This is a genomic window from Halodesulfovibrio sp. MK-HDV, assembly GCF_009914765.1.
Classification (GTDB): domain Bacteria; phylum Desulfobacterota; class Desulfovibrionia; order Desulfovibrionales; family Desulfovibrionaceae; genus Halodesulfovibrio.
Genome location: NZ_WYDS01000005.1, coordinates 185,907 through 202,575, shown reverse-complemented (window position 1 = coordinate 202,575; position 16,669 = coordinate 185,907). Strand labels below are relative to the sequence as shown.

The 16,669-nt window shown below is 47.3% G+C and carries 13 protein-coding genes; 3 read left to right on the top strand and 10 right to left on the bottom strand.

Annotated features, from left to right (window positions below; translation table 11 throughout):
- Window positions 1-370: 370 nt before the first annotated feature.
- The 8 genes from ilvD to MKHDV_RS05755 all read right to left on the bottom strand — a co-directional run bounded on the left by ilvD (window position 371) and on the right by MKHDV_RS05755 (window position 7,919).
- Window positions 371-2,038 (bottom strand): dihydroxy-acid dehydratase, encoded by a 1,668-nt coding sequence (gene ilvD / locus MKHDV_RS05790; protein WP_160713199.1) that lies wholly within the window; start codon window positions 2,036-2,038, stop codon window positions 371-373.
- A gap of 63 nt (window positions 2,039-2,101) precedes the next feature.
- Window positions 2,102-2,974 (bottom strand): ABC transporter permease, encoded by an 873-nt coding sequence (locus MKHDV_RS05785; protein ID WP_160713197.1) that lies wholly within the window; start codon window positions 2,972-2,974, stop codon window positions 2,102-2,104.
- A complete protein-coding gene (gene ftsE / locus MKHDV_RS05780; RefSeq protein ID WP_160713195.1) occupies window positions 2,974-3,681 on the bottom strand; it encodes a cell division ATP-binding protein FtsE in 708 nt (235 codons plus the stop codon). The genes MKHDV_RS05785 and ftsE overlap by 1 nt, the downstream gene beginning before the upstream one ends.
- Window positions 3,682-4,108: 427 nt before the next feature.
- Window positions 4,109-4,741: a tetratricopeptide repeat protein gene (locus MKHDV_RS05775; RefSeq protein WP_160713193.1), complete on the bottom strand. Its 633-nt coding sequence runs from the start codon at window positions 4,739-4,741 to the stop codon at window positions 4,109-4,111.
- Window positions 4,731-5,120, bottom strand: coding sequence for a hypothetical protein (locus MKHDV_RS05770; protein WP_160713191.1), 390 nt, complete (start codon window positions 5,118-5,120; stop codon window positions 4,731-4,733). The genes MKHDV_RS05775 and MKHDV_RS05770 overlap by 11 nt, the downstream gene beginning before the upstream one ends.
- On the bottom strand, window positions 5,120-5,791 hold the full coding sequence (locus tag MKHDV_RS05765; protein ID WP_160713189.1) for a YkgJ family cysteine cluster protein: 672 nt from the start codon (window positions 5,789-5,791) through the stop codon (window positions 5,120-5,122). The genes MKHDV_RS05770 and MKHDV_RS05765 overlap by 1 nt, the downstream gene beginning before the upstream one ends.
- A 374-nt stretch (window positions 5,792-6,165) precedes the next feature.
- Window positions 6,166-6,354, bottom strand: a complete 189-nt coding sequence (locus tag MKHDV_RS05760) for a ferredoxin (protein WP_160713187.1) — start codon at window positions 6,352-6,354, stop codon at window positions 6,166-6,168.
- Between the two features lie 209 nt (window positions 6,355-6,563).
- On the bottom strand, window positions 6,564-7,919 hold the full coding sequence (locus MKHDV_RS05755) for a trypsin-like peptidase domain-containing protein (RefSeq protein ID WP_160713185.1): 1,356 nt from the start codon (window positions 7,917-7,919) through the stop codon (window positions 6,564-6,566).
- Window positions 7,920-8,078: 159 nt separating this feature from the next.
- On the opposite strand from MKHDV_RS05755, the gene cobT reads away from it, so the two are divergent.
- Window positions 8,079-9,224, top strand: coding sequence for a nicotinate-nucleotide--dimethylbenzimidazole phosphoribosyltransferase (cobT, locus tag MKHDV_RS05750; RefSeq protein WP_160713183.1), 1,146 nt, complete (start codon window positions 8,079-8,081; stop codon window positions 9,222-9,224).
- A 432-nt stretch (window positions 9,225-9,656) separates the two neighbouring features.
- Here the strand turns inward: cobT and hypF are convergent, their stop codons facing one another.
- Entirely contained in the window at window positions 9,657-11,993 is a 2,337-nt protein-coding gene (gene hypF, locus MKHDV_RS05745) for a carbamoyltransferase HypF (protein WP_160713181.1), read from the bottom strand.
- A gap of 239 nt (window positions 11,994-12,232) precedes the next feature.
- Here hypF and MKHDV_RS05740 point away from each other — a divergent pair, with 239 nt between their 5' ends.
- Complete coding sequence (locus MKHDV_RS05740) at window positions 12,233-12,802, top strand: cupin domain-containing protein (RefSeq protein WP_160713179.1); 570 nt, start codon at window positions 12,233-12,235, stop codon at window positions 12,800-12,802.
- An 8-nt stretch (window positions 12,803-12,810) separates the two neighbouring features.
- The gene (locus tag MKHDV_RS05735) at window positions 12,811-14,460 is read left to right on the top strand and encodes an AMP-binding protein (RefSeq protein WP_160713177.1); all 1,650 of its coding nucleotides are present in this window, start codon (window positions 12,811-12,813) and stop codon (window positions 14,458-14,460) included.
- 483 nt (window positions 14,461-14,943) lie between these two features.
- Here the strand turns inward: MKHDV_RS05735 and MKHDV_RS05730 are convergent, their stop codons facing one another.
- The gene (locus MKHDV_RS05730) at window positions 14,944-16,650 is read right to left on the bottom strand and encodes a Na+/H+ antiporter NhaC family protein (protein WP_160713175.1); all 1,707 of its coding nucleotides are present in this window, start codon (window positions 16,648-16,650) and stop codon (window positions 14,944-14,946) included.
- Window positions 16,651-16,669 lie beyond the last annotated feature (19 nt).

Here is a 16,669-nt window from a genome sequence, read left to right as displayed (position 1 = left end):
AAACCTACCTCGCAGGTAAAAGTTTTTTAGAGAGTCAATGAATCTTGTTAAGGGGGAACATATCCCCTTTAACGTAAATTTTATTATGATCAACGTTCTTAAACCACAGTGCCACATGGATTCACCCCACTGACCTGAACAAAAAAGGGCTGTCCTACATATATAGGACAGCCCTTCTCAATTTCGCAAAAGGTAGTGAGGCGTAAGCCGCAAGGTTAAATAAGCAATAAACTTACCTCGCAGATAAAAGTTTTAGGAGATTCTTAAGAAGCCCTTTTCCAAAAGGGTTCTTAAGCCGTCGGAGACATCCCGCTGATAAGCGCCGCCGGAGGCAATATAAAAATCCCTTAAAACTACAACCCCAAAACTTTTATTTGTATACAGCACCGGAAGAAGCACTTTTAACCATGCGGCTGTAACGCTTGAGCAACGGCGAAGTTACTTCTTTTTCCAGCGGCTTCCAGCCTTTTTTGCGCTCTTCGATTGTTGCTTCGTCTACGAGCAGATTGAGTTTGCGCTCTGGAATATTGATCTCGATTTTGTCGCCTTCATTTACGAATGCGATGAGACCGCCGTCTGCTGCTTCTGGGGAAACGTGCCCGATTGCGGCACCGCGTGTTCCGCCAGAGAAACGACCATCGGTGATAAGCGCAACGTCGGAACCAAGTCCGATACCGGCAATTGCTGCTGTTGGTGACAACATTTCGCGCATACCAGGACCGCCTTTAGGGCCTTCGTAGCGGATAATGATTGCATCATTCTTATTAATTTTCTGTCCCATGATGGCTTCAAAAGCATCTTCTTCAGAGTTGAATACGCGCGCGTTTGCGGTGCGTACCATCATCTCCGGTGCTACTGCGGACTGCTTAACCACGGCACCTTCAGGAGCGAGGGAACCGTAAAGAATTGCGATACCCCCTTCTTGGGAATATGGATCTTCAATTGGACGAATGACGGTTGGATCACAGTTGGTAGCATTCATCTCTGTAAGGTTTTCACCAAGAGTTTTGCCTGTGACGGTCATTACGTCGAGATTGAGTGCATCTTTTTTACGCAGTTCAGCAAGAACAGCTGGGATACCACCGGCTCTGTGGAGATCTTGAATGTACTGATCGCCTGCTGGAGAAAGCTTGCAGAGGTTCGGTGTTTTTTTGCTGATCTTATCGAAGAGCTCGAGTGAGATTTCGAGGTTCGCTTCACCGAACACGGCTGGCAAATGCAGCACGGTGTTAGTGGAACAACCAAGCGCCATGTCTGCGGTGATTGCGTTGGAAACGGATGCTTCTGTCACAATATCGCGAGGGCAAATGTTCTTTTCGAGCAGTTCCATAACTTTGAAACCGGCAGTTTTTGCGAGACGAATACGCGCAGCAGATGTTGCTGGAGTTGTTCCGTTACCCGGCAAAGCAAGGCCGATGGTTTCTGAGAGACAGTTCATTGAGTTTGCGGTGAACATACCGGCACAGGAACCACAACCCGGACATGCTGTCTCGGAAAGGTCTTCCAACTCTTCTTCTGTCATCTTACCAAGCTTAACCTTACCAACGCCTTCAAATACGTTAATGAGATCAGCACCACCGCCGCCTTTGGTTGTGCCTGCTGCCATTGGACCACCGCTTATAAGCACGGAGGGAACGTTCATGCGCAGCATTGCCATGAGCATACCCGGAACGGATTTGTCACAGTTAGGAATAAACACAAGGGCATCAAACGGGTGAGCAGTTGCCATGATTTCAATAGAATCAGCGATGAGTTCACGACTTGGCAGCGAGAAGCGCATACCTTCGTGGTTCATTGCTAGGCCGTCACATACTGCGATGGCTGGGAACTCCATAGGAGTACCGCCAGCAGCACGGACACCGGCTTTTACAGCATTTGCGATGGTATCCAGATGAATATGACCGGGAACCACCTCGTTGGCTGCGTTAACAACACCCACTAACGGGCGGGAAATTTCTTCGCGTGTAAGCCCGAGAGCATACAGTAAGGAGCGATGCGGCGCTTTTTCAAGGCCACCTGTCATTTTTTTACTACGCATAGTTAAGCTTCCTGTAGTGTTTCTGGTCAGTCGAAATATTTGCTGCTGCAACAGTGCACAGCATTAGTTACGTACAGCAACCCAGCTACTGATACAACCGACACACATCGGTATAACTACCAGTAATAATGCTTGATCTACAGGCAAGAAGTGGAGTTCCCAGTGGAGTGGCGCAAAGTTAAACGTATCTTTCAAATTCCACCATGCTGCATATAAGCCCATAATACCAAGCATACCGCCAACACTGCCAAGCAGTGCGCCGCCAACTAACAGCGGAGTACGAATATACCAGTTTTTGGCGCCCACCAGTTTGAGTATTTCAATTTCATCTTGTCTACTGATGAGCGAAAGCTTCATGGTGTTCCCTACCGCTATGGAAAGAATAAGCACTAAAAAGACCAACACCGGAACTGTTACCGTGCCGGAAATCTTTTGCCATGCGCGGCTTACCTCGTCTTTCAGACTGCTGGAACGAACCGTTTCAACATCCGGTAGACGCTGCAACGCGGCTAGTGTTGTATCTTTCCATCCGGTCAAATCACCAGAGCGATGCGCAAACTTAATCACTGCCGTGTACGGCAACGGACTATTATCTGCCAGCAACACCCCTGCGCTTCCTTTCGGGAACGTGGAACTCAAATCTTTCAACGCTTCTTTCGGCGTGTAGGTAAGTACCTTTGTCACACCGTCCATCTTGTGGAGCGATTTCCACGCTGTTTGAACCCGTTTAGGCGAAGCACCTTCTTTCCAATACATCTGGAAGGCAATTTCACCACGTGTCACCCGTAACTCGTTATCCAGATTGCCCACGCCAAGCAGCATGAGTCCGGCAAGAAAGGTGATGAACGTAACGGCAAGCAGCGTCATTAACTGCGCCCAAGGGTGCAGGGCTATATCACGAACACCTTGTCTAATAAGCTTGAAGAATACACGCATTAGAAGTGTTCCTCCGCAATACTATCAGAAAAGATCTCTGCCCCGCGCCAGTTTGCGGCAGCAATTTTACCATGCTCCAACCGGAGTTGTCGCGCTTCAGGATGCATTCGCACAAGATCATTGTTGTGTGTTGCAACAACAACGGTTGTTCCGTGCATGTGGAATTGTTTAAAAATACCCATCATACGTGCTGCCAGCTCTTCATCGAGGTTCCCTGTCGGTTCATCAGCAAGAAGAATCTTAGGGTTAACCACAACAGAGCGGGCAACAGCAACCCGTTGCTGCTCGCCACCGGAAAGCTCTCCGCACAGCATGTTAATGCGTGGTTCGAGCCCTAATCCGCGCACAACAGCGCGTACTCGTCTATCAATATGAACTTTATTAAACCCTCGAACTTCGAGCGCCATAGCTACATTTTGAAAAACGGTGCGGTACGGCAGAATTTTAAAATCCTGAAAAACAACACTCACCTGTCGGCGCAAGTTGGGAATCTGTCGCGGAGGTAACGATTTTAAATTATACCCCGCAACATTTACGTTACCGCGCATAACCGGGAGCGAGGCATACAACAAACGCAAAAGCGTAGTTTTGCCTGCACCGGATGAGCCAGTGAGAAAAAGAAACTCACCCTTTTTCAATGAAAAGGAGCAGTTTTTCAACGCCCAGTACGGTCCGAAATTATGCGATAAGTTTGTAACGTTAAGCAAAGCACTCCTGCCTTGTAAAAAGCTGATGGATATTTGTTGTATACAATTATGTAAAAATCAACAAAATTAACACGCGGACAGAGCAGGATACGCACTAGTCGCGTTCTTTTCAAGGAATGACAACCTGCTAGAGCGATGCGGAACATAAAATAAATTACAGCGCAATGCCTGACAATACGTAGTTCTCGCCAACCAGTCGTATCTATTCATATAGTTGTTACTACGACCAGAAATATAATTATTTTTTTCCAGATTACTTCGTTTTTTTGATTTCTAACTATGCTGAACCATAAAAAAAGGCTGTCCTTTATATAAAGGACAGCCTTTTACTTTTCAAATAACGCGCAATGCCACGGCATGATAAACAAGCGGGCTTTGCTGCAACTAGAAGTCTGTGGTCACAAAAGTACCGAGACTTTATTGTTGCTTATGCTTCGCGATGCGGAGCAAGTTCAGCGAGGAAGTTAGGGTCAACTTCAAAGCCGAGTTCAACAGCTTTATCTACGTTTTCAATAGCAACAGCGAAATCTTCACGCTCAAGAGCTACGAGAGCGAGGTTGTTGTACGCAGGTGCAAACGCAGGGTAGCTAGCGATTGTTTTTTTGGAAATTTTTTCACTCTCATCGAGTTCGCCAAGCATGTAATGCGCAGAAGCAATGGTAACCTGAGCCTGAACAAAGTCAGCATCCCATTTAAGTGCTTTTGTAGCACATTTAATTGCTTCTTCAGCGTCACCCTGCTGAATGTGAACAAATGCCATGTTTGCCCAAGGCACTGGAAATTTAGCACGGCACTGTGCAGCTTCTTTGTTGTACTGCATACAACCTTCAAGGTCGTTACGCTGCATGCAGATACCACCAAGCTGGATGTATGCTTCGGCAAAACGGCTTGAGTTACGAACACATTCAAGGAATGCAGCCTCTGCACCGCTCCAGTCACGAGCTGAAAGAAGTGCTACACCGAGGTTGTAGTGGTGGTTAGCACATTCCGGGTTCTCATCAATCTCTTTACGTAAAAATACAACGTATTCTTCGATACTTGCGAATTCTTTATTCGTCATGATCTATATGCCCTTCTTCAATCAAGAGGTTGTAATACCAAACGCAGAAGTCGAAAATGCCGCGGTACTTCTCATCCTTATTGACAATGCCGACGGCTGTTTCTAATGAACCGCGACCGTAGTCATTGGAATAATTGCCTCTATGAGACTGGAGAAACTCGCGAACGAGCTGCTGAGTGGTGCGCTTGGAAATATCCATACGCAAATCCATAGGATCGTTCGGTTTTGGAAATGGATCCCAATTATCATATCCGATACGGTCAATAAACTTACGACGACGAGGCGCCATCTTTTCGTACATGAACCGCTTTTGTTCTTCCTCTTCCGGTGTCAATTCGTGCTCTGCACCAGTGCGGTACATGCTCGCAGAAATACTCATTACTTGTCCTTTTTCTTAGGTTCTTTAAGACCAAGAAAATCTTCGTCGTAATTAGTAATCAGCGCCATTGACACAGGAACAAATACGCCCGGCAATTCGGTGTAGTTGGACTTAATCGCTTTGCACAGCTCAAGGCTGATTTTTGCAAGACGGTCCTGAATAGTATCTAAAGATACAGTAGGGTACGGTTTGCCGGCTTCAAATTTTGAAAGTCCGCAAGTATGCGCTTTGCCGCCGATATTGGTAGGAATACCGTATAAACGACATGTAATAGGACGAGCGTCGTACATTGTACATTTGTCTTCACTGTTCAACAGTGGACAACGAATACGCTCTTTAGCCATCGCTTCGAGTAATTCACGAGGTTCAACACCATTCATGGAATCGCGGTACAATTGGCGCTTACGTTTGTAGATCAAACGATCCGCGGCGCTAGCAGCTTCAACGATGTTGGAGCGCAGTTCACCAAACGGATACTGTTCGAGAAATTTGTGATTTATGTACAGCGCTTCGATCAGGCTTATGTCAAACAACGCGTGACAACAGTCGCTGCAACCGGAATCACAGCTAATACAGTCGCCGTGCATGTCGGCTACACGATTAAAAACAGTGTCTACTTCGGCTACAAGTGCCTCGTATTGTGCAAAAAATTCAGAAAAATCCAGCTTCATCAGAAAACTCCCTACCCCCCGTAGACTTGCTAAGTGTCCCGATTTGGTAGCTTTTTATACATCAATGATTGGAGCAATAAATTTCTAAGTGATATTGAAACAGGCACTCGCAACCTTGCACCTGTCTGCTACAAATCATTAGTAACGAAATGTACAACTGGCAAGGGAAGAACAGCAGGAGAATAAAAAAATTTGCGGCGATGCGTTGAATACCAACAGTTACAGCAGGAAGTAATTTTTTGCTCTAAAAGATCACTGAACAATTTACAGCTAATATACGGGGAGATTAGCCTACCCATATATGAAACCGGACAGCGAGATTGCCCACTGTCCGGTTCAAAAATCAAAGCATGCGAAAAAACGCACGTGTTGAATTACATTTCTTCAACAACGATAGCGTCTGCTTCACAAACTTCAACACAGGATTCACAGCCAAGACATTCGTCAGCGTTAGCTGGAGCTGCTTTGCCGTCCTGCATTTCAAAAACTTCAACTGGACATACGTCTACGCATTCTGCGTCGCCAGTACATTTTTCTGTATCAACAGTTACATTATAACCCATGGTAATCCTCCAGGTTTGATTTGGTTCAGATGAACCGTAATAAAAGCATCAACACCTAGCGACTAGGTTTGGTGCGTTAATCTCATCGAAACCTGCAATTAGCCCTGTCCTGTCTTCAGTGTCAAGACCTGAAAAACATTATCTTCACTCTTTGCAGTTTTTTTTACGTAAATATCGCACACCATTTAACATTTCCAGTAATTATAGCTCTATATATCCATACGCACACGGTAGCCTTTACCATCCCTCGCTACAAAAAGAATGAGTGATGAATCCAACCTGTGAGTAAAGAACACCTGATATAGCGCTTTCATACTCGTAATTTTTTTCCCGCTAATGTTCACAAGCAGGTCTCCCGCCTGTAATCCAAGCTTTGCAGCAGGGCTACCCTTGCGAATTGATTCAATAACTAAATATGTTTGTCCCTTTCGCAAAGAAAGTCCCCAACGTCCACGCAATTGTCTTGCAGCAAACGCTTCGGAATATGGCGCAGTTCGCAATTCAATTATCACAGGCTCACCATCACGCATATACGTGAGATTTACGGCTTCGCCCTTCGTCATATTCTTCAGTAACTGCACATAGTGCCTGTGGTCTGTCACCAACTTGTCATTTACTTCAATTATTGTGTCGCCAGATTTAATTCCAGCATCAGCAGCAGGAGTTCCATCAAAAACCGATGTTACAAGCAGCCCCTTTGTGGATGACAAACGTAACCACGCAGCAGTGTTCTCATCCAAATTTTGACCGGAAAGCCCAAGCCACACAGGAACAATGTGCCCCGTTTCCAGCAACTCTGTAACTGCTCTGCGCGCCTTATCTATAGGGATAGAGAATCCAATATTTGCAGCCTGACGCAACATTGCTGTATTAACCCCCACCAGCTCTCCAGCAAGGTTAATTAACGGGCCGCCGCTGTTTCCCGGATTAATTGCAGCATCAATCTGAATAAGATCCGTAATGGTAGCGTTATCCGTTTTAATAGAACGATCCAACGCAGAAACAACGCCGGTCGTCACGGTATGGCTAAATCCAAGCGGGTTGCCGATGGCAATTACCGTTTCGCCGGGCATCAAGTCATCAGACTGCCCCATTGGTAATGCAGGCAAGTCAGAAGCCTTATCGAGCTTTAAAACAGCAAGGTCGAAGTCCGGATCAGAGCCGATCAAGGTGGCAGTAAACATACGGCCATCAAGCAACGTAACATTAATCTGTGCTGCGCCCTGGATAACGTGTGCGTTGGTTAATACAATCGCTTTTTTTGAATCAATAATCACGCCGGAACCAAGAGTTTGTTCTTTTACTTTCCGACGCCCCTGCCCCCGCTGAAAAAATTCATCAAACAGCGGATTACGAGGCAATAAATTTGCAAAAGGATTTACAGCGCGTTCAACAATCCTGTCTGTGCTGATACTTACAACAGCAGGAGCGGCTCTTTGTACAGCCGACACCACAGGCGTGATACGAACACTGCCTTCAGTTTTCAACTTTGTGTAATTATTCTGAGCAAATGCTACACTTGAACTAAGCATGATTATAAGGAGGATTGCGAAGATTCGGCGCATCAGATACCTTTATCCCGTTCTTGGTGGTTAATAATAAACTGGCGTTCAGGTAACACAGACTGTAAGTACGTCTGAGTAAAAAAGCCATAGCCATCATGCATAAAGTCACCACAACAGACTATTCCGGCTTATAATATTGCCATTATTTCAGGAGATTTCATGACATCGTCTTTATCGGATCACACTTTCAAGGTTGAACCTGTTTCTACCTACGAAAACACCGCAGAAAATGAAGCTTTGCTGCGTGATCTTCTCCAAAAAATCAAGCCGGTTTCTGACACGCTGCGTCCAGCAGCAAACCACCGTCTTGATCATCTCACAAAGCCCATAGGCAGCCTTGGCAAATTAGAAGAACTCGCCGTTCGCATGTGCTGCATTCAAAACAAGACACTGGGCATCGCCGCTGATCCGTTACGCATATACGCCATAGCCGGTGACCACGGCGTAAATGAAGAAGGCGTCTCAGCCTTCACCCAAGACGTAACGCGCCAGATGGTACAAAATTTCTGTGACGGCGGTGCAGGCATAAACGTACTGGCAAACACTGCCGGTGCCGAGCTCTGTGTAGTCGACCTCGCCTCAAAAGGTGGCGATTACCCAAACCACCCGTCACTCATCCAATGCAAAATTGCCCAAGGCACACAAAATATCGCAAAAGCACCAGCGATGAACCGTGAAATGTGTCTACGAGCGCTGCTCATCGGTGCCACATTAGCAAACAAGGCACTCGCAGAAGGTTGTCCTGCCATTGGTACCGGCGAAATGGGTGTATCAAACACCACCCCGTCGACAGCCCTTTACTGTGCCTACCTGAATCTTCACCCGCAAGACATCACAGGTGCCGGCGGCGGTCTTGATCCCGAAGGCGTCACACGCAAAACTCGTGTCATCGAACGCGCGCTCTCTCTACATTCAGCCACAATAGAATCTGGCGATACAGTAGACATCCTCGCAACTCTCGGTGGTTACGAAATTGCCGCCCTCGCAGGGCTCATCCTCGGTGGAGCTGCGAACAATCAGCTCGTACTCCTCGACGGGTTCATAGCAACAGCAGCATACACAGCAGCATGGAAGCTTTGCCCGACAATCAAAGACTACGCATTTTTCTCTCACGCATCAGCCGAAGCAGGGCACAAAAAAATTCTCGCCAAGCTAGATATCGATCCGCTTCATGATCTCGGCCTACGGCTCGGCGAAGGCAGCGGTGTGCCCCTCGCGCTGTTCCTCATGCGCTGTGCCTGCAACACCTACAATCAAATGACCACGTACAGTGACGCTGATGTAGAGCCGCCTGATAATTTATAGGAGATTGCCTTCGACGCATTGGCATGGGCTTCTTTTTTTGCCTCTGGCAGGTCTTCGACGAGCCTCCGGCGGCCAAAGAACCTTTCTGTAGAAAGGCTTCTCTGGACTCTCCAAAGACTTTTATCTGCGAGATAAGCTTATTTTTTACGTAACCTCGCGGCTTATGCATCACTACCTTTCGAAAATGAGAAGAGCTGTCCTATTTATGTAGGACAGCCCTTTTTTTGTTCAAGTCAGTGGGTTTAAGCCGCGTGAAAGCGCAGTTTGTAAAAGTTGCTCGCAATAAAATCGCGGTCAAGGGGGCGTCCCCCTTGCGGGTGCAGGGCAGCGCCCTTGCCCCTCGGAACTTTAGCCGTTCTCGAAGAATGAGAGATTACGGATAAAGATAGTGAAACGAGCCGTCGGAGACAACTATCACAAATCGTTAACGCACTAACGCTGGTTAAGTAGCCATTGCCTGCCGTAGGCGGCTTGTCCGAGTGATATGCACCCGTCGTTTGGCGGCAACTGAGTATGCTGAATAACGGTAAGCCCTAGCGCGACAAGCGCTTTAGGCAACTCAGTGCCTATGGTAAAACTTTGCATGACTCCGCCCGAAAGAGCTATGGTGTCGATTCCGGTGGCGCTTGCTGTGTGTGCTACAAGCTGTGCACAACCTTGAACGAGTCCAAGATGAAATTTTCTGGCCATGATGCCTGTTTCTATGCCCTGCTGCCAGTCTTGGTAACATTGAAGGAACAAAGATATGCTGTCTAATTCAATGAGGTCATCATGCGTTATGAGCGGACACTCGTAGGCTTCTTTCACTGTGAGGTCTTGCGCGTCCTCTAGAAGAATCGCTGCTTCGCCTTCGTAGGTTACGACATGACAGATGCCGAGCATGGCGGAAACTGCATCGAATAAACGTCCACAGGAGGACGTGAGCGGCGTATTAATGTTGCGCTCTAGTAGCTGCGGTAAGAATTGGGACTGTTGGCCGAACTGCTTTTGCCATGTCCATTCTTTGTCAATGGCTGTAATTCCGGCGTTCCAGAGAATTCCTTGTGCAATACGCCAAGGTTCGTGGATGGCTGTTTCACCACCGGGAAGCGGAATATGCGACAATCTGCCGAGCCTGTTATGCTCTAATGACTGGTTGTTAACGCTTAGAAGCTCGCCGCCCCATATGGTTCCGTCTTCACCATAGCCGGTACCGTCTAACGCAAGCCCTAGGGCGGTTCCGATAAATTTATTTTCTGCCAGTACACTATAGATGTGCGCTGCGTGGTGCTGAAGCCCGAGCACGGGGATGTTATGTGACTTGCCGTACTCGCGGGCAAAGCGAGTTGTCATGTAATCGGGATGCAGGTCGTGAATGACTGCCTCGACGGTGACCTCAAGGGTTTGCGGCAGAAATTCGGCTATCTCTTCGTAGAACGAATAAACTTCTAGATTCTGCATGTCGCCAATGTGCTGCGACACGAATGCTTCATTACCGCGAGTGTAACAGAGCGTATTTTTCAGTTCAGGGCCTACGCCAAGAACGGACGGCGCTTTATCTGCCATAAATACTGGGCGCGGGGCAAAACCTCTGGCTCGTCGGAAAAATTGTGGTTTGTCTGTATCCTTTTGAACACGAACAACGGAGTCATCAACACGTACGAGAATATCTCGATTATGCAGTAAGAATACGTCCGCAAGAGCATGCAGACGCTTGAGCGCTTCACGGTTGCCGAGTGCGATTGGCTCGCTGCTCATGTTACCGGATGTCATGACGAGAACAGGCAACTCTGTTGTCTGCTGAGCAAAGTATTTGAAAAGAATATGGTGAAGTGGCGTGTACGGAAGCATGATGCCTACGTACTGCGTCCCGGGATTAAGAACTTCTGCAAGCGTGGAATCGCTGCGTTGTTTGCAGAGAACAATCGGACGCTCTTTTGTGAGCAACAGCTTTTCTTCTTCCTCTGTGAGGTCTGCTATAGCGCGGGCTGTTTCAATATCCTTTGCCATAACAGCAAGCGGTTTGCCCCAGCGATTTTTACGAGAGCGCAAAGTTTCAATTCCCTGCTGCCCCTGTTTGCCTGTTGCCATACAAACGAGATGAAAACCGCCTAGCCCTTTAACAGCAGCAATTTCGCCTTTTGCCAAGGCTTCAGCAGTCTGTTTGATAGCCTCTGTGCCGCGGCATTGTTCAACACCATCAGGTTTTGTCAGCCACACATAAGGGCCGCAAACATCACAGGCATTAGGCTGCGCATGGAAGCGTCTGTCCAGCGGATCTTCGTATTCCGTTTTGCAGTCAGGACACAATGGGAAACAAGACATGGACGTCTTGGCTCTATCATAAGGGATAGATTTTGTGATAGTGTAACGCGGCCCGCAGTTGGTACAGTTGGTAAAGGGATATTCATACCTGCGGTTGTCCGGATCAGACATGTCACGCAGGCAATCGTCGCAGGTGGCAACGTCGGCACTAATAAGGACACGGTTGCCCTTTTTACCTTCGCTTGCCAAAATTGTAAAATTTGCTTCGCCGTCTACAACCGGAAGTTCATCCTCTGTTTTAGAGGTAACCTCCGCCAGTGGCGGCAGTTTGTCTACCAAGTCGAATGCGAAACCAGCTAGTGTTTCTTCATCCCCCTGCACCTCAATAAACACTCCATCAGAAGTATTACTTACAGTGCCAGTAACCTTGTTACCCAAGGCAATTCGATACACGAACGGACGAAACCCAACACCCTGAACCTGACCAGTAATAATATAGCGCTTGCGGCGTACACGATGAGTCATACAAAACCATACCGCAAATACAAGGGAGAGAAAAGGGAAGGGGGTAAGCAAATATCATGATTACAATTTTGCTAAAATACACGCTAAGAATAACTCGCTACAATAATTTACGATAGTACCACACCAGCAGCATGAAACATGCATATAAACAGTATTCATGGGCTTTGAACACTTGAATATTCTTGTAACGTCGGATACCTGTAACTCTTATTTGAACAATTTTGTAGTATGGAGAAACTATGGCGACTGAAAAATTAGGAAATCGCATTCGCAAGTTTAGGGAAGAGCGCGGCTTGAGCCGTGCGGAGCTTGCTGAACAGGCTGATTTGACTGAATTATTCGTAACAGCATTGGAAGAAGAAGATTTATACCCTTCCATCGCACCGTTACAGAAAATTGCTCGTGCTCTCGGCGTTCGCCTCGGCACATTCATGGACGATGAAATTTCTGTTGATCCACTTATTGTACGTAAAGCCTGTCGTGAAACAGATCTTACTATGCAAAAAGCTGGCGACAAGAGCCCAAGTTTCCTGTTCCACTCTTTGGGCAAAGGCAAAACTGACCGTAATATGGAGCCGTTCTTCATTCATATTACTCCGGAAACTGAAGAAGACCGTAAAATTTCTTCCCATCAGGGTGAAGAATTTATCGTCGTTACTTCCGGCAAGTTGCTTATTCGTTATGGCAAAGAAGAACACATTCTTGAAGCAGGCGACAGTGCCTATTTCAACTCCATCGTTCCGCATTACGTAGGTGCGGCAGATGGTGAAGAAGCTGAAATCTACGCAGTAATCTACTACCCTGACTAGGAAATTCCATGCAAGCATTCGAACTTCGCGAAAAGACCCTTGGTCAGATTCTTGATGACACCGTTGCAAAGTATCCAGAAAACGATGCTGTTGTATACGTAGACCGTGACTATCGTCAGTCTTACAAAGAATTTGGCAAGGTGGTTGATGATCTGGCGCAAGGGCTTTTGGCTCTTGGTGTCCAGCGGGGCGAAAAAGTTGCCGTTTGGGCAACAAACGTTCCCTATTGGGTTGCACTACAGTTTGCGACAGCAAAAATTGGTGCCATCCTACTAACCGTGAATACCAACTACCGTAAAAGCGAACTAGAATACCTGCTATCTCAGTCTGAATGCGAAAACTTGTTCATTATGGACGGCTATCGCGATCATGATTTTGTTCAGACTATTTACGACATGATTCCGGAATTACGTAATCAGTCTCGCGGCAAGCTTAAAATAGACAAGCTTCCGTCTCTGAAACGCGTTATGTTCCTCGGTGTGGAAAAACACCGCGGCATGTACTCAATTCCAGAAATCATGGCGATGAAAGCTATGGTATCCGAAGACGAATATCAGGAACGGCAGGATTCCCTTTCTCCATACGATGTAGTGAACATGCAGTACACTTCCGGTACTACAGGGTTCCCTAAAGGGGTAATGCTTACACACGTTGGTATCGGTCTTAACGGCTACTGGATTGGTGAAAACCAGAAATTTACGCACGAAGACAGACTATGTCTGCCTGTGCCGCTGTTCCACTGCTTTGGTTGCGTGCTTGGCGTTCTCGCCGCCGTAAACCATGGTGCAGCGCTTGTAATTCTGGAAAACTTTTCACCAGTACACATTATGGCTTCTGTGGATCAGGAGCGTTGTACAGCGCTTTACGGCGTGCCGACAATGTTCCTCGCAGTGCTTGAGCACAAAATGTTCTCCAAGTTCGACTACTCTTCGCTCCGCACAGGCATCATGGCAGGTTCAATCTGCCCTGAACCTCTGATGAAGCGCGTTATCGAAGATATGAACATGACAGAAGTAACTATCTGTTACGGTCTCACAGAAGGTTCTCCGGTAATGACACAAACATTGCCGCATGACAGCTTTGAACGTCGTACCCAGAGTGTCGGTAAAAAAATGCCGGGTATCGAAGTACGTGTTGTTGATCCTGAAACCGGTGAAGAATGCCCAAGCGGAACGCAGGGCGAAGTTGTCTGCCGTGGCTACAACGTCATGAAAGGCTACTACGCAATGCCGGAAGCAACAGAAGCAGCAATCGATGACGATAACTGGCTGCATTCAGGCGATCTCGGTGTAATGGATGAAGACGGCTACGTTGTCATCACAGGGCGTATCAAGGACATGATCATCCGTGGTGGTGAAAACATTTACCCTCGCGAGATTGAAGAATTCCTTTACGGCATGGATGGCGTACATGACATTCAGGTTGTCGGTATCCCAAGCCGCAAATACGGCGAAGAAGTTGCGGCCTTTATTATCAACAAAGAAGGCTACGACCTCGCACCAGAAGATGTACGCGACTACTGCCGCGGAAAAATCGCATGGCACAAAGTTCCACGCTACATCACATCTATCGACGAATATCCGATGACCGCTTCAGGCAAGATTCAGAAATTTAAGCTTCGCGAAGATTACCAAAAGTATTTTGGCGAAGTTCGATAACAACTAGTTACGAATAAAAGGGTGAAGCTTTGGCTTCACCCTTTTTTTGTTTCTACTGTTTGCCTACGGCGTGTCTGCGACGCTTTTTTCTTTTTGTCTCCGACGGCTGGGGGAAACCCTTTTGGAAAAGGGTTCTCCCCCAGACCCCCTTCCTAAAACTTTTATTATGCGAAAAAGACCAGTTGGTAATATTCTCTCGCGGCTTAACTCCACTGACTTGAACCTATAAAAGGGCTAAGTCACATAAAGAGGCAGCCCTTTCATTTCCGAAAGGTAGTGATGCATAAGCCGCGAGGTTGAATAAAAAATAGGCTAGCCTCGTTAATAAAAGTTTTAGGAGAGTCCAGAGAAGCCCTTTTACAAAAGGGTTCTCTGGCCGCCGGAGGCTCGTCGAAGACCCGCCAAAGACCAATGAAAAACAGGCATAAAAAAAGCCCTCAGCAACAGCTGAGGGCTTTTTGAGTATATCTGGTAACAAGCTTACTAGCTAGCGTCTGGCAGGCGTTTACCGAAGAGGAAAAGCATACCAACTACAGCGATGAGGCCGACTGGCAGAGTAATCATCGGGGAGAGGCCGAGACCTGCTGGCAGGAAGCCGAAGAGGATGGATATTGCACCTACGGACACTGCGTAAGTCAGCTGGGTACGAACGTGATCGATATGGTCACATGCGGAGCCCATGGAGGACAGAATGGTGGTATCTGAAATAGGCGAACAATGGTCACCGAAGATAGCACCAGTCAGAACAGCACTGATGTTGAGGAGCAGGTACGCCTGATCAGGGTTAATAGCCCACGCCAGCGGAATAGCCAGCGGCATGAGAATACCCATTGTGCCGTAAGAGGTTCCTGTCGCAAAGGAGATGATGGAACCGAGAATGAAGATAATGGACGGCAGCATGAATGCAGGCAATGTGTCAGACAGTACGCTTACGAGCCACATAGCAGTACCGAGCTCTTTGATGATACCTGAAAGGGACCATGCGAGGAGCAGGATAACAGCTGTAATGGTCATGGATTTGATACCCAGAATCCAAGTCGTAATTGCTTCTTCAATGCTGAACACTTTTTTGCAGATACCCATGGTCATCGCCACGATACCGGCAAGCAGTGCAGCCTGGAACAGAACAACGGATGCATCGGAAGCACCAAAGCATTCACGAATAGCGAAGAAGCTAAATGGAGCAGCGTCGATTTTTGCGAGCAGTTCAGCGTTATCAAGAGCGCTGAGACCGTTGAAGTAGAATCCGAGGAAAGCAGCTACAATAAGAGTACCGATTGGAATGATTGCATTCCAGATGGAAGGGACAACGTGTGAGCCCGGTTCGAGCTGAGTTGTTTCTTCAGAAGCCATTGGGCTTGCGTTATCAGCGAGCACTTTTCCGTGCTTACGTGCGCGTACTTCAGCTTTATACATAGGACCGTATTCGCGGAGCAGCATAATGCCTGCGAGTACGAAGAACAGAATAAAGATGTTGTAGAAGCGGTATGGGATGGTTTCAACGAAAGCACCGTATGCGTTCATCTGAATACCAATCTGTTCGAAACCGTCTTTGATAAGACCAATTTCGTACGCAACCCAAGTAGAAATAAGTGCGATACCGGCGATTGGAGCTGCTGTAGCATCAATGATGAATGCAAGCTTTTCGCGGGATACGCGCATACGGTCAGTAACCGGACGCATGATAGGGCCAACGGTCAGTGAGTTTGCGTAGTCATCAAAGAAGATAACCAAACCCATAACCCATGTGAAGAACTGGGCACTACGAGGGCCTTTTGCTTTTTTAGCAAGCGCCTCTGCTACTGCGAGTGTACCACCCATTTTGGATACAACCGCAATAAGACCACCGATTGCAAGACACTGGAGTACGATACCAGCGTTCCATGAATCAGCTAATGAGCCAAGAATTTCGAGGGAAACACGCTGGAAGGAACCAAGCAGGCCGTGGTAAATGTCCATGCCGTTGGTTTCAAGCATCATTGCGCCGGAAAATACACCGAGGAATAAGGACAGCACTACGTTACGGCTGATAAATGCAAGGATGATTGCTACCAGCGGCGGAACCAATGTCCAAAATCCAAAAAGTTGTGAGTTAGCAGCGCCTTTGCTTGAGTCAGCAGCAAATGCTGGCGCTGTAACAAAAAGAATTCCTACTGCAGAAAGCAGTAGCAACAAATGTCTTAATCTCATAATCACTCTCTCCTGATTA

Excerpts from the sequence above, each read along its gene's own strand:
- ilvD (WP_160713199.1), bottom strand. The coding sequence starts at position 2,038 with ATGCGTAGTAAAAAAATGACAGGTGGCCTTGAAAAAGCGCCGCATCGC.
- MKHDV_RS05785 (WP_160713197.1), bottom strand. The coding sequence starts at position 2,974 with ATGCGTGTATTCTTCAAGCTTATTAGACAAGGTGTTCGTGATATAGCC.
- MKHDV_RS05775 (WP_160713193.1), bottom strand. The coding sequence starts at position 4,741 with ATGACGAATAAAGAATTCGCAAGTATCGAAGAATACGTTGTATTTTTA.
- MKHDV_RS05770 (WP_160713191.1), bottom strand. The coding sequence starts at position 5,120 with ATGAGTATTTCTGCGAGCATGTACCGCACTGGTGCAGAGCACGAATTG.
- MKHDV_RS05765 (WP_160713189.1), bottom strand. The coding sequence starts at position 5,791 with ATGAAGCTGGATTTTTCTGAATTTTTTGCACAATACGAGGCACTTGTA.
- MKHDV_RS05760 (WP_160713187.1), bottom strand. The coding sequence starts at position 6,354 with ATGGGTTATAATGTAACTGTTGATACAGAAAAATGTACTGGCGACGCA.
- MKHDV_RS05755 (WP_160713185.1), bottom strand. The coding sequence starts at position 7,919 with ATGCGCCGAATCTTCGCAATCCTCCTTATAATCATGCTTAGTTCAAGT.
- cobT (WP_160713183.1), top strand. The coding sequence starts at position 8,079 with ATGACATCGTCTTTATCGGATCACACTTTCAAGGTTGAACCTGTTTCT.
- hypF (WP_160713181.1), bottom strand. The coding sequence starts at position 11,993 with ATGACTCATCGTGTACGCCGCAAGCGCTATATTATTACTGGTCAGGTT.
- MKHDV_RS05740 (WP_160713179.1), top strand. The coding sequence starts at position 12,233 with ATGGCGACTGAAAAATTAGGAAATCGCATTCGCAAGTTTAGGGAAGAG.
- MKHDV_RS05735 (WP_160713177.1), top strand. The coding sequence starts at position 12,811 with ATGCAAGCATTCGAACTTCGCGAAAAGACCCTTGGTCAGATTCTTGAT.
- MKHDV_RS05730 (WP_160713175.1), bottom strand. The coding sequence starts at position 16,650 with ATGAGATTAAGACATTTGTTGCTACTGCTTTCTGCAGTAGGAATTCTT.